Genomic DNA, 12,616 nt, shown 5'->3' with positions numbered 1-12,616 from the left:
GGCGGGGTGGGTGCGGCCGGGGCCGGCGGGGGCGTCGGTGCCGGAGGAGGTGTCGGCGCGGCAGCGGGCTCGGGAGCCGGGGCGGGAGCCGCCGGAGCTGCGGCCGGAGCGGTGCCGGCGGCGCCGATCTTGGCCAGCTCGCCGCCGATGGACACCACGTCGTCCTCTTCGGCGGTGATGGACAACAGCACGCCGGCGACGGGTGACGGGATTTCGGTGTCGACCTTGTCGGTGGACACCTCGACGAGGGGTTCGTCGACCTCGACCGAGTCGCCGACCTTCTTGAGCCAGCGGGTGACGGTGCCTTCGGTGACGGATTCACCGAGCGTCGGCATCACGATCGAGGTGGCGTCGGCGGCATCGGAGGCGGCCGGGGCGGGAGCCGAAGCGGGCGCCGGGGCGGGAGTTTCGGCGGCCGGAGCCGGGGCGGCGGGCTCGGGCTCGGGGGCCGGGGCAGCTGCCGGTGCGGGCTCGGGGGTTGAAGCGGGGGCAGGGGCCTCGCCGGCTTCACCGATGACGGCCAGCTCGCCGCCGATCTCGACCACGTCGTCTTCCTGCGCGACGATCTTGGTCAGAACGCCCGCTGCCGGCGACGGGATTTCGGTGTCGACCTTGTCGGTGGACACCTCGAGCAGGGGCTCGTCCACCGCGACGGTGTCGCCCTCCTGCTTGAGCCATCGAGTGACGGTCCCCTCGGTAACGCTCTCACCGAGTGCGGGCATCTGGACGGAGATGGCCATTACGTTGACTCCTCGAAAAGTCGCTCGTCACTTCGAATGTCTACAGGGCCCATCCTGTCATGCTCGCGCAGTCGAGGAGGGGCGGGTCGGGACTTTGTCCCGCTGTGTTGACACCCTCGTTGAGCAGGCTACTGTCGCATCGAAACCAGTACCGGCGGTACGGGATATTTTGAGGTCAGGCAGGGTTTGACGATGCAGTTTGTGGACAGTGCGGACGGGACCCGGATCGCAACCTACGAAGAGGGCAACCCGGACGGTCCGGTGGTCGTGCTGGTGCACGGCTGGCCCGACTCGCACGACATGTGGGACGCCACCGTGCCACACCTGGCCGACACCTACCGGGTGATCCGGTACGACAACCGTGGCTCGCGCAATTCCGGTGTGCCGAAGAAGGTTTCGTCGTACACCATGGCGCACTACGCCGACGACTTCGCGGCCGTCATCGCCGCATCGGCGCCCGGCCAGAAAGTCCATGTGCTGGCCCACGACTGGGGATCGGTCGGCATCTGGGAGTACCTGTCGCGCCCCGAATCGGTGGAGCGCATCGCGTCGTTCACCTCGACCTCGGGCCCGAGCGCCGACCACACCCGCCACTTCATCATGGAGGGCCTCAAGCGCCCGTATCGGCCGGTGCGGTTCCTGCACTCGGTCTCGCAGTTCCTGCGGCTGACGTACCAGGGTTTCTTCTCGATCCCCCTCGTGGCGCGCGTGCTGGTGCGGGCCACCGTGCCGACCATCATTCCGCGACTGCTGAAGCACCTTGATGGCATGTCCGACAACCAGATTCGGCATTCGGACACCTTCGCAACCGACGCCGCGAACAGCCTCAAGGTGTATCCCGCCAACTACTGGCGGACCATCTTCACAGGCCGGCGCGACCACTACGTCAACGTGCCCGTGCAGGTGATCGTCAACCGCGGTGATCAGTTCGTCCGCCCGCACCTGTACGACGAGACACCCCAATGGGTTCCGCAGCTGTGGCGCCGCGACATCACGTCGGGCCACTGGTCGCCGATGTCGCATCCGGAGCTGCTCGCCACCGCGGTCCGCGAACTCGCCGATCATGTCGCGGGTGCCGAGCCGGCGCGGGATCTGCAATTGGCGCAGGTCGTCAAGGCCGGCTGACTCGGGCCTATTTGGGTGGTTCGCCGTTGACGTTGACGTTGTGCGTGACTTCGCCCTCGTGGTTGACGTTCACGTTGACGGTCGGATTGCACGCAGGGTTCGGGAACGCGACGCTGTCGCACGGCATGCCGTTGTTGTAGAACAAGCCGCCACCGTTGTTGTCGTTGTTGTTCCAGTCGGGGTCGCACTGATCATCCCCGCCCAGCCGATCGATCACGTTCCGGAAGGGACACAACTGGTCGGCGATGATGTCTTCGTCTTCGGGATCGGCCAGCGCCTGGGTGGCGCCGCCCAGCCCGGCGAATTCCATGCCGATAACAGTGGCGGCCACGGCCACCGTCCTAGCGAACTTATTCATGCAGGAACGGTACGCCGACGGCCTGCTCAACGGAATGCAAATGCGGTAACTGGCGCCGCATCAGCTAACGCCCGGCAACGGGGCTAACCGTTCGCGGCGATGTCCTCCAGCACCGCGAACATGGTCCGAGTCGGCACACCGGTGCCGCCCTTGCCGGTGTAACCCCAGGCGCCACCGGTGTTGTAGGCCGGGCCGGCGACGTCGAGGTGCGCCCACTGCACGCCCTCGGTGACGAACTCGCGCAGGTACACGCCCGCCACCAGCATGCCCGCGTTGCGTGCGCCGCTGACGTTGGCGAGGTCGGCGACCGTCGACTTCAGGTCGTCCTTCAATTCCTCGGGCAGGGGCATCGGCCACGCGTTCTCGCCGGCTTCCTGGGACAGCTTGGCGACGCGGTCGCGGAACTCGTCGCTGCCCATCACCCCGGGGGTGCGCGTGCCGAGCGCGACCAGCTGCGCGCCGGTCAGCGTCGACGTCTCGATCAGGTAGTCGGGGTTGTCCTCGCACGCACGGACGATCGCGTCGGCCAGGATCAGCCGGCCCTCTGCGTCGGTGTTGAGCACCTCGATGGTCGTGCCGCCGTACTGGGCCAGCACATCGCCGGGCCGCTGGGCCGTCGACGACGGCATGTTCTCGGCCATGGGCACGGTGGCGGTGACGTCGACCGCCAGCTTCTGGCGCGCCGCCAGCACAACGGTGGCGATGACAGCCGCGGCGCCGCCCATGTCGGACGTCATGTGGTGCATGTTGGCGGCGGGCTTGATCGAGATGCCGCCGGTGTCGAAGGTGATGCCCTTGCCCACCAACGCCACCTTCTTGGCGTTCTTCGCACCGGAGCGGTAGGTCAGCCGCACCAGGCGCGGCCCGCGGGACGAGCCCTTGCCCACGCCAACGATGCCGCCGAATCCGGCGTCCTCCAGTTCCTTCTTGCCCAGCACCTCGACCTCGAGGCCTGCCGACTTGCCCAAAGCCTTTGCGCGCTTGGCGAATTCGCCGGGGAACAGGTGGCTCGGCGGGGTGTTGACGAAGTCGCGCGCGGTCGCGACGGCGGTGGCCACGTCGACGCCGCGGGCTGCCGCGGTCTCGGCATCGTCTGCGGTGGACAGCACGGTGAGCGCCGTCAGGCCCGCGTCTTTCGGGGCCGTCTTCGCGCTGCGGAACTCGCTGAAGCGGTAGGCGCCCAGGATCAGGCCCTCGACAGCCGCCGCGACGTCCAGTTCGGACAGCGTGGTCACCACGGTCTCGGTGCCACCCAGTGAGCGGGCCGCCACACCGGCGGCGCGGCGGACGACGTCGGCCGGCCACTCATCGCGGTCCTTACCCAGCCCGACGGTCAGCACACTGGCGACCGGCAGTGACGGGACGAGCACGCGGGTCAGTTGCTCGGTCGAGCCCTTCGCACCGAGAGTCTTCAGTGCCACCTCGATCTCACCGGTCGCTTCGGCGTCCAGGAACGGGTTGGCCAGCACTGTGGCTTCGTCGTTCTCGCCGGTGACGACCGGGACGATCAGCACTGCGGCGTCCAGATCGGACGGCAGGGCGGAGGCGACGGTGACGGCGGGGGACTGGTAACCGGGTGCGCTGCTCACCGGTCCCACCCTAGTCACTGGGCCTGCCGGGCCGCCCGCTGAGCCTCCGGGCATACCTCGAATGCGGTGACGGGGTCGTTGAAACCTTTGAGTACCAACGGCTCCCGCGGCGCGACCGGCCACTGACCGGGCATGTCGTACCACGGCGCGGCCACCAGAATCTGCCCGGGCTCGGCCGCGGCCACCAGGCGCGCCGCCAGATTCACCGGATTGCCGAAGTAGTCGCCACCGGTGGCCACCACCGAGCCGAAGCTCAGGCCCGCCCGCACGCTGATGTGGGCCATCTTCGGCCGCGGGTGGTGCACCAGATCCACAGCGACCTTCGCGAGCGATTCGGGTGTCGCGCAGACCCACATCACCGCATCCCCGATGAACTTGATCACCCGGCCACCGTCGGCGTGCACCACATCATTGGTGATGGCGTTGAACTCGCCCAGCAAGCTGGTCAGATCGTTCGGCGTGAGTCGTTGGGTGAGCTGCGTGAAATTGGACAGGTCGGCAAACCCGATGCCGCACACCACGGTTGACGCTTCACGGTGGTCGATCGTGTCGAAATATGCTCTCGCGGAGGCGACGTGGTGGCGGTGGACCGCGTCGATCATGGCGCCGATGCGCGGGATGAATTGAGCTGCCGCCAGATAAGCACGTGCGGTGACGAGTTCGTCGTGGCTCTGTGCCAGGTCGAGGTCGGGTAGACCGACGCGACTCATCGATGCCAGCGCCTCGGCCACGCGTGCGACGCTGGCGCCGACGACGCGCAGGAACCCTCGCGCGGCATCGTCACCGATCGAGGCCCGCAGATCCGCCCACGTGCGTAACGCCTCGAGGTCGGCGTCGGAGAGTGTCGGTGCGGTCGGGTCGGCGACCGTCAGACCGAGTACCGCCCAGACCTGTTCGACGTCGGCCAGTGGCACCCCGAGCGCACGCGCGGCGGAAGCCAGGCTGTGGCTGGGCTGACCCGACCACTGCGCGACGTCGCCGGCCAGCCCGAACAACCGGCCGCGCCGTTCGGCCTGGGCCATCTGTTCGGTGGTGAAGCCGAGGCTGTCGAGGTACTCGATCAGCGGCGCGCGCCGCCGCGCATCGGCGATGCCGGCGGCTTCCAACGCGTCGAAGTCGACCACGAAATGAGTCTGCCAGCTACGACGGGCCTGCGGGGCGGACTAGGCTCTCTGGCCGTGAGCGAACTGCTGCAGGGCCCGCTGGAAGACCGTCACCGCGAACTCGGGGCGAGTTTCGCCGAATTCGGGGGCTGGTTGATGCCCGTGTCGTACGCGGGCACCGTGGCCGAGCACAACGCGACCCGCGACGCCGTCGGCCTGTTCGACGTCAGCCACCTCGGCAAGGCCCTGGTCCGTGGTCCCGGCGCGGCCGAGTTCGTCAACTCCGCGTTCACCAACGACCTGCGCCGCATCGGCCCGGGTAAGGCGCAATACACGTTGTGCTGCAACGAATCCGGCGGGGTGATCGACGACCTGATCGCCTACTACGTCTCCGACGAGGAAATCTTCCTGGTGCCCAACGCGGCCAACACCGCCGCCGTCGTCGCCGAACTGCAGCGCGTCGCCCCGCCCGAACTGACCATCACCGACGAGCACCGGTCCTACGCCGTCCTGGCCGTGCAGGGACCCAAGTCCACCGAGGTGCTCACCGCGCTCGGCCTGCCGACCGACATGGACTACATGGGGTACGCCGACGCCGAGTACGCCGGCGTGCCGGTCCGGGTGTGCCGCACCGGCTACACCGGCGAACACGGCTACGAACTGCTGCCCGAGTGGGACCGCGCGGGCGTGGTGTTCGACGCGCTGGTCGACGCGGTGAAGGCCGCCGGCGGTGAACTCGCCGGGCTGGGCTCGCGCGACACCCTGCGCACCGAGATGGGCTACCCGCTGCACGGACATGAACTGTCGCTGGACATTTCGCCGCTGCAGGCGCGCTGCGGCTGGGCCATCGGCTGGAAGAAGGACGCCTTCTGGGGCCGCGACGCGCTGCTCGCAGAGAAGGCGGCAGGCCCCAAGCGGACGCTGCGCGGCCTCAAGGCCGTCGGGCGCGGTGTGCTGCGTGCGGACCTGACCGTCCTGGACGGGGACACCCCGGTCGGCATCACCACGTCGGGCACCTTCTCGCCGAGCCTGAAGGTCGGTATCGCGCTGGCACTGCTCGACACCGCGGCCGACATCGCCGACGGTGCGCGGGTGACCGTCGACGTCCGCGGCCGGGCATTGGAATGCGAGGTCGTCGCGCCGCCGTTCGTGGCGGCAAAGACGCGGTAGAAGAACCTGATTCCGGCGAGTGGAGCGACCGGAAAACCTGATAGCCACGGGCGATACAATCGGCATATGACCGATGGGCCCCTCGAATTCACCGTTTCGCGCGCGAGCAACCCTGCGAGCGACGAGGTAAGGGCCCAGATTCTGGCCGACCCCGGATTCGGGCGGTTCCACACCGATTACATGGTGTCCATCGATTACAGCGTCGACCGCGGCTGGCACGACGCTCGCGTCGGCGCCTACGGGCCCATCGAACTGGACCCGTCGGCCATCGTCCTGCACTACGCGCAGGAGGTCTTCGAAGGGCTGAAGGCCTACCGCTGGAACGACGATTCGATCGTCTCGTTCCGCCCGGAGGCCAACGCCGCCCGCCTCCAGGCGTCGTGCCGGCGCCTGGCCATCCCGGAGCTGCCCGCGGACGTCTTCGTCGAGTCGCTGCGGCAGCTGATCGCCGTCGACAACCAGTGGGTGCCCGCTGCCGGTGGGGAAGCGTCGCTGTACCTGCGGCCGTTCATCATCGCCACCGAACCGGGCCTGGGCGTGCGGCCCGCCAACGAGTACCGCTACCTGGTGATCGGCTCGCCGGCCGGCGCGTACTTCAAGGGCGGCATCAAGCCGGTGTCGGTGTACCTGTCCACCGAATACGTGCGGGCCAGCCCCGGCGGCACCGGTGCGGCCAAGTTCGGCGGCAACTACGCCGCCTCGCTGCTGGCCCAGGCACAGGCCGCCGAGATGGGCTGCGACCAGGTGGTCTGGCTGGACGCCATCGAGCGCCGGTACGTCGAAGAAATGGGTGGCATGAACCTGTTCTTCGTGTTCGGCAGCGGTGGTTCGGCCCGGCTGGTCACCCCGGAGCTGTCCGGGTCGCTGCTGCCCGGTATCACACGGGATTCGTTGCTGCAGTTGGCGGTTGACGCCGGCTTCGCGGTGGAGGAACGCAAGATCGACATCGACGAGTGGCAGAAGAAGGCCGCCGCGGGCGAGATCACCGAGGTGTTCGCCTGCGGCACCGCGGCCGTCATCACCCCGGTGGCGCACGTGAAGTACGGCCACGGCGAGTCGGCGGGCGAGTTCACCATCGGTGACGGCCAGCCCGGTGAGGTCACCATGGCGCTGCGCGACACCCTGACGGGTATCCAGCGCGGCACCTTCGCCGACACCCACAACTGGATGACGCGCCTGAACTAGCTCCCTGCGTTGACTGCGCGGCTACGGCGCAAAAGTGCGAGTGCGCAGCGCCCTGGCCTCAGAGTCAACGAGGTTGGCGGCTAGTGGGCGGCCAGCCCCAGGGCGGTCAGTGTCGTCGTGATTTCGACGGCGGCGCCTAGCACGTCACCGGTGATCCCGCCGAACCGGCTGGCGCAGTGCGCCACCAGCAGCCCGGCGATGGCAAGTGCGACGAGCACGACCACCGGGCCCTGCCACAGTCGCGGCGTCGCCCATGCGGACGCGGCGGCCACCGCCACCGTCCACGCCGCCACCACCCAGGGCGGCTGACTGCCGGCGACCAACGCCCCCAGCGTGCTGCCGGGCGCGGCCGGTACCGATGTGCGGCACGCGGTGAGCGCGGCCACCCGGCCGGCGGTGACCGCGACGACGACGGCCGCCGGGCTGCCGGATGCGAACGCCAGGCTCTGGGCGCCGATCACCACCACGATGGCGGCCACGCCGAACGGGCCCGCGGTGCCGCCGCGCATGACGGCCAGCGCCCGTTCGGGCGGTCCGTAGCAGCCGAGGCCGTCGACGGTGTCGGACAACCCGTCGATGTGCAGGCCGCGGGTCAGTAGCAGCAGCGCGGTCACCGCGAGCAACCCGGCCAGCGGTGCCGCGAACACATGTCCGGCGCCCCAGACGACTGCGGCCGCGACGCCACCGAGGGCGGCGCCCACCAGCGGGAGCGCGGTCAGTGTGCCTCGCCCGAACGGCTTGTTGCTGCGTACCGGCAGGACGGTACCGAATGCGAAAGCCGAAGCGAGGGCACCGATCACAATGGTTTGTCTGCCGGCTTGTCGGTGACGTTGGCCTCGCCGAAGGTGGCCATGGACGCCAGTGTCGCCACCGCGGCCCGCAACACCGGCAGCGCCACCGCCGCGCCGCTGCCTTCGCCCAGGCGCATGCCGAGATCCAGGATCGGGGTCATCTGCAGCCGCTGCAGCGCCACCGAATGCGCGGGTTCCGTGGACAGGTGGCCGGCCTGCCACCAGGCTTTCGCGCCGGGAGCCAGGCGGTCGGCGACCAGCGCCGCGGCCGTCACCACCACACCGTCGAGCAGCACCGGGGTCCGCCGGACCGCGGCCTGGGCGAGGAAGCCGGCCATGGCGGCCAGATCGGCACCACCGCAAACGGCAAGCAGCTGGGCGGGATCGGCCTTGACCTGGCGGGCGCGGAACAGCGCGTCGCGGATGGCCGCGGTCTTGCGCGCCCAGCCCTCGTCGTCGACGCCGGTGCCGCGGCCGACCACCGCGACGGGCTCGGACGCGGTGAGGGCGGCAACCAGAGTCGTTGCCGGGGTGGTGTTTCCGATGCCCATATCGCCCGCGATCAGTAGGTCGGCACCGCCGTCGACCTCCTGATCGGCGATGGTGCGGCCTGCCGCGATCGCCGCGATGGCCTCTTCGGTCGACAGGGCGTCCTCGACGGCGATGTTGCCGCTGCTGCGTCGTATCTTGTGGGCGCCGATCGCGGGGGAGTGGGCCTCGCCGTCGACGGCGATGTCAGCCACGCGCACGGTGGCGCCGGCCACCTCGGCCAGCACGTTGATGGCGGCGCCGCCGGCATCGAAGTTCGCCACCATCTGCGCGGTGACTTCCGAGGGGAAGGCGGAAACGCCCGATGCCGTCACCCCGTGGTCGCCGGCGAACACCACGATCCGGGCCCGCTCGAATTGCTGTGGCGGACAGACGCCTTGGCATGCCGACACCCAGACCGACAGTTCCTCCAGGCGCCCCAGGGAGCCCGCCGGTTTGGTCAGGGTGTTCTGGCGGGCGAGAGCGGCCGCGCGCACGTCGGCGTCCGGTTTGGTGAGGTCGGGAAACTGGGCGCGGGGATCGCTCATCGGGGCTCCTTGACGGTGAGAGGCTGGCCGGCCACCACCAGCACCACGCGGTCGCAGACCGCGGCCAGGCGCTGGTTGAGCGTGCCCAATTCGTCGGCGAACCGCCGGCCCGATGCCGTGGCCGGGACCACGGTCAGACCCACCTCCGGGCTGACCAGGGCCAGTGGCGCGGTGAATTCACCGACTGCTGAGGTCAATTCGTCGACGTCGGTCTGGATCGATCCGCCCGTCCAGGCGTCGTGCCGGTCCATCGCGGCGACCAGCCAGCCGCCGATGTCGTCGACCAAGGTGGCGGCCGGGTCCCGCAAAGTGCTTGCCACGTCAGCGGATTCGACGGTGGACCAGTGTGCCGGCCGGCGGCTGCGATGAGCCGAGACCCGGGCCGCGAAGTCGGCGTCGCCGTTGACCGAACCGGTTGCGACGTAGCGCACCGATCCGCCCGGACCGGCAACGCGGCCGATCCAGTCCTCGGCCCACTGCGATTTTCCCGACCGGATGCCGCCGAGCACCAGGGTGCGCACCGGGCTCAGTCGACCTTGTCTCCGCGGCCCACCTGCGGCTTCGGCACTCGCATCCGGCGCAGCTGCGAGGCCCGGCTGGACGCGTAAAAGCCCAGTTTCCAACCACTTTCGGTGTTACCCGGGAACTTGGCGTCGACGAGTTTGTTGATGCGCCGGCCGAGCCAGACGCCGTCGGCGGCCATGATCACCATGAGGCCCAGCATCGCGATGGACAGCAGGCCCTGGGTCTGCACCGGCGGCAGCGCCATCATGAAGAACACCAGCACCAGCGCCGAGGGCATGAACAGGCCCAGCACGTTGCGGCGGGAGTCGACGAGATCGCGGACGTAGTGCTTCACCGGGCCCTTGTCGCGGGGCAGCAGGTAGGCCTCGTCGCCGGCCATCATCTTGGCGCGCCGTGAATCCATCTCGGCCCGGCGGGCCTGTCGCTCGGCTTTGCGCTCTTCCTTGGTCTGCGAGTTGCGAAGTTCCTTGCGCCGCTTGCGTGCCTCGGCCGTCGTCATCGGTGCCGGTGCGACCGGGCCGCGCTTGCGGTTCGCGCTCTGCTTGGGGGTCGGGCGGCCCTTGGGCGCCGTGGTGCGCACCCCGGCGGCGTCGGCGTCCGAGGTGGTGGCTCCGGTGACGGCGTCAGCGCCGTCGTCGCCTCCGCCTTCAGAGTCGGGGTTGTCCTTCTTGCGGCCCAGCAGATTCACGGTGTCAGGTTACTTCGGTGGTCGGGGCCGGCCGTCATGCACCCGAGCCATACGCGGCTTAACCTGCTCGGATGGCGCATGACCTAACTGCTCCTCGCGTGCGCAGCGTGCTGATCGCCCCGGACTGCTACGGCGACAGCCTCACCGCGGTCGAGGCCGCGGCGGCCATCGCCGCGGGCTGGGCCGCCGCGCGCCCGGCCGACACCCTGGTCCTGGCGCCGCAGTCCGACGGCGGTCCCGGCTTCGTCGATGTCCTGGCCGAACGCCTGGGCGGTCTACGGACGGTGACGGTGCGCGGCCCGCTCGATCGCGACGTCACCGCGCAGTGGGTGCTGCACCAGGACACCGCCTATATCGAGTGCGCGCAGGCCTGCGGACTGGCGCTGCTCGGCGGGCCGCCCACGGTGCGGACCGCGCTCGACGCCGGCAGCTTCGGGGTCGGGCAGCTGGTGGACGCGGCGCTGACCGCCGGGGCACAGAAGGTGGTCGTGGGCCTCGGCGGCAGTGCGTGCACCGACGGTGGCCGGGGACTTGTCGAGGCACTGGGCGGGCTGGAGTCCGCGCATCGCAGGTTGGCCGGCATCGACGTCATCGTCGCCTCCGATGTCGAGCACCCGCTCCTCGGCCCGATGGGCGCCGCCGCGGTCTTCGGTCCGCAGAAGGGCGCCGATCCGGCGACCGTCGCGCTGCTGGAACAGCGCCTGACGGCATGGGCACATGAACTCGAGGCGGTGGCCGGCCGCGACGTCGCTGCCGAACCTGGGGCCGGGGCGGCGGGCGGTCTCGGGGCAGCGCTGCTGGCGCTGGGCGGACGGCGCGAATCAGGTGCGACGGTCATCGCGGCCCATACCGGGCTGGCCGATGATCTGGCGGCTGCCGACATGGTCATCACCGGTGAAGGCCGGTTCGACGACCAGTCGCTGCACGGCAAGGTGATCAGCGCCCTCGCGGCGGGGGCCCGGGCGCACGGCGCGCCCGTCCTGGTACTGGCCGGTCAGGTGACGCTGGACCCGTCCACGCTGGTAGCCGCCGGGATCGCGGCCGCCTATTCGATCACCGACCACGCCGGTTCGGTGGAGCTGGCGATCAGCGACGCGGCCAACCAGCTGACCGGATTAGCTGCGGGCGTAGCCGCTGAACTCGGGAATACCGGCCCGACAAGGTACCGTTGACTGTGCCTGGATATTGCCAGGCAATCGAGTGTGCACCAGGGAGAAGCAATGACTGTTGAGGACGCGACCAGCACCGGTACCTCGACCGAGACCCACGGCGTGATCTTGTCCGACGCTGCGGCCGCCAAGGCCAAGGCCCTGCTGGATCAGGAAGGCCGTGACGACCTCGCGCTGCGTATCGCCGTGCAACCGGGCGGCTGCGCCGGCCTGCGTTACAACCTGTTCTTCGATGACCGCACCCTCGACGGTGACCTGACCACCAATGTTGGCGGCGTCAACCTCACCGTCGACCGCATGAGTGCCCCGTACGTGCAGGGCGCCGTCATCGACTTCGTCGACACCATCGAGAAGCAGGGCTTCACCATCGACAACCCGAACGCCACCGGCTCTTGCGCCTGCGGCGATTCGTTCAACTGATCTAGCGCCGACCGTGCTGGTCCGGCGGTCTCCTACAGGGAGTCCGCCGGACGCGGCAGGTACGAGCAGACCAGGGTCTCGCGCGGCAGCACCAGCAGCTGCGCGACCGCCTGGAATTCGTTGTTCTTCGGTCCCGAACCGCGCGGCAGCCGCCCTGACGGCGCCACCTTCATGGTGAACAGCACCTGCGCCTGATTCGGTGACAACATCACGATCTTGTCGATCGACGTCACGTCCGCCTGGCCGAACTGCTTACGGAACGCATCGCTGGCCAGATTCGCCACGGTGAAGTCCGTGGCGTGGTCCTTGATGCCGTCATACAACCCGCACAACGCGTGCCGGGCCACGGTCTGCTTGTCCTGTTTCAGCAGCGCGTTCAGATAACCCTGGATCGCCGACTTCGCGGAGGCGTCCGTCAGCCCGCGATCATTGGTGCTGCGGACCGCGAAGATGATGCCGCCGATGACCGCGACAATCGCCACCACCGTGCCGACGACCAGCAGAATCCGTTTGGTGTTGTTACGGCCGCCCGACGGGTATGACACCGCCGGCGGCAGCGTCGTCGGGTAAGAGGCGGGCGGGCCACCATAGGGGGCACCGTAGGTGGGGTTCCCCGGACCCGGCTGCGGGGGGATCGATTCCGGGTACGGATATGCGCCGTCCATGTTGTCCACAGG

Annotated in this window: 14 protein-coding genes; 5 read left to right on the top strand and 9 right to left on the bottom strand. The window is 69.4% G+C overall.

Annotated features, from left to right (window positions below):
* Nucleotides 1-740: biotin/lipoyl-containing protein (locus EB75_RS26080; protein WP_286150328.1), on the bottom strand; the 740-nt coding region annotated here is incomplete at its 3' end.
* A gap of 192 nt (nt 741-932) precedes the next feature.
* Between EB75_RS26080 and EB75_RS26075 the strand changes: the two genes are divergently transcribed.
* A complete protein-coding gene (locus EB75_RS26075; RefSeq protein ID WP_073698133.1) occupies nt 933-1,865 on the top strand; it encodes an alpha/beta fold hydrolase in 933 nt (310 codons plus the stop codon).
* A gap of 7 nt (nt 1,866-1,872) precedes the next feature.
* Here the strand turns inward: EB75_RS26075 and EB75_RS26070 are convergent, their stop codons facing one another.
* The 3 genes from EB75_RS26070 to EB75_RS26060 all read right to left on the bottom strand — a co-directional run bounded on the left by EB75_RS26070 (nt 1,873) and on the right by EB75_RS26060 (nt 4,936).
* Entirely contained in the window at nt 1,873-2,223 is a 351-nt protein-coding gene (locus tag EB75_RS26070) for a hypothetical protein (RefSeq protein ID WP_142239828.1), read from the bottom strand.
* Between the two features lie 83 nt (nt 2,224-2,306).
* Nucleotides 2,307-3,812 carry a leucyl aminopeptidase gene (locus EB75_RS26065; protein WP_073698131.1) on the bottom strand — a complete coding sequence of 502 codons (1,506 nt, stop codon included), beginning with the start codon at nt 3,810-3,812 and terminating at the stop codon, nt 2,307-2,309.
* Between the two features lie 14 nt (nt 3,813-3,826).
* Nucleotides 3,827-4,936, bottom strand: a complete 1,110-nt coding sequence (locus tag EB75_RS26060; protein ID WP_073698130.1) for an adenylate/guanylate cyclase domain-containing protein — start codon at nt 4,934-4,936, stop codon at nt 3,827-3,829.
* Between the two features lie 3 nt (nt 4,937-4,939).
* Here EB75_RS26060 and gcvT point away from each other — a divergent pair, with 3 nt between their 5' ends.
* Both gcvT and EB75_RS26050 read left to right on the top strand, forming a co-directional pair.
* Nucleotides 4,940-6,085: a glycine cleavage system aminomethyltransferase GcvT gene (gene gcvT / locus EB75_RS26055; RefSeq protein ID WP_073698129.1), complete on the top strand. Its 1,146-nt coding sequence runs from the start codon at nt 4,940-4,942 to the stop codon at nt 6,083-6,085.
* 66 nt (nt 6,086-6,151) lie between these two features.
* Nucleotides 6,152-7,270 (top strand): branched-chain amino acid aminotransferase, encoded by a 1,119-nt coding sequence (locus tag EB75_RS26050; RefSeq protein ID WP_073698128.1) that lies wholly within the window; start codon nt 6,152-6,154, stop codon nt 7,268-7,270.
* Nucleotides 7,271-7,350: 80 nt separating this feature from the next.
* Here EB75_RS26050 and EB75_RS26045 read toward each other — a convergent pair whose 3' ends face one another.
* The 4 genes from EB75_RS26045 to EB75_RS26030 are packed head-to-tail and all read right to left on the bottom strand — an operon-like array spanning nt 7,351 to nt 10,350.
* Nucleotides 7,351-8,070 carry an adenosylcobinamide-GDP ribazoletransferase gene (locus tag EB75_RS26045; protein ID WP_073698127.1) on the bottom strand — a complete coding sequence of 240 codons (720 nt, stop codon included), beginning with the start codon at nt 8,068-8,070 and terminating at the stop codon, nt 7,351-7,353.
* Nucleotides 8,067-9,137, bottom strand: coding sequence for a nicotinate-nucleotide--dimethylbenzimidazole phosphoribosyltransferase (gene cobT, locus EB75_RS26040; protein ID WP_073698126.1), 1,071 nt, complete (start codon nt 9,135-9,137; stop codon nt 8,067-8,069). The genes EB75_RS26045 and cobT overlap by 4 nt, the downstream gene beginning before the upstream one ends.
* Nucleotides 9,134-9,658 carry a bifunctional adenosylcobinamide kinase/adenosylcobinamide-phosphate guanylyltransferase gene (locus EB75_RS26035; protein ID WP_073698125.1) on the bottom strand — a complete coding sequence of 175 codons (525 nt, stop codon included), beginning with the start codon at nt 9,656-9,658 and terminating at the stop codon, nt 9,134-9,136. Before EB75_RS26035 ends, cobT begins: the two co-directional genes overlap by 4 nt.
* 5 nt (nt 9,659-9,663) lie before the next feature.
* A complete protein-coding gene (locus EB75_RS26030; RefSeq protein ID WP_073698124.1) occupies nt 9,664-10,350 on the bottom strand; it encodes a DUF3043 domain-containing protein in 687 nt (228 codons plus the stop codon).
* A 71-nt stretch (nt 10,351-10,421) separates the two neighbouring features.
* Here EB75_RS26030 and EB75_RS26025 point away from each other — a divergent pair, with 71 nt between their 5' ends.
* Nucleotides 10,422-11,522 carry a glycerate kinase family protein gene (locus EB75_RS26025; protein ID WP_073698123.1) on the top strand — a complete coding sequence of 367 codons (1,101 nt, stop codon included), beginning with the start codon at nt 10,422-10,424 and terminating at the stop codon, nt 11,520-11,522.
* 48 nt (nt 11,523-11,570) lie between these two features.
* The gene (locus tag EB75_RS26020; protein ID WP_073698122.1) at nt 11,571-11,939 is read left to right on the top strand and encodes a HesB/IscA family protein; all 369 of its coding nucleotides are present in this window, start codon (nt 11,571-11,573) and stop codon (nt 11,937-11,939) included.
* Between the two features lie 32 nt (nt 11,940-11,971).
* Here the strand turns inward: EB75_RS26020 and EB75_RS26015 are convergent, their stop codons facing one another.
* Nucleotides 11,972-12,604, bottom strand: a complete 633-nt coding sequence (locus EB75_RS26015; protein WP_073698143.1) for an Rv0361 family membrane protein — start codon at nt 12,602-12,604, stop codon at nt 11,972-11,974.
* Nucleotides 12,605-12,616: the final 12 nt, after the last annotated feature.

The sequence above is a fragment of the Mycobacterium sp. ST-F2 genome (assembly GCF_001905655.1).
Classification (GTDB): domain Bacteria; phylum Actinomycetota; class Actinomycetes; order Mycobacteriales; family Mycobacteriaceae; genus Mycobacterium.
Note: the sequence above shows the minus strand (reverse complement) of the source record. Positions and strands in the feature narration are given on the sequence as shown.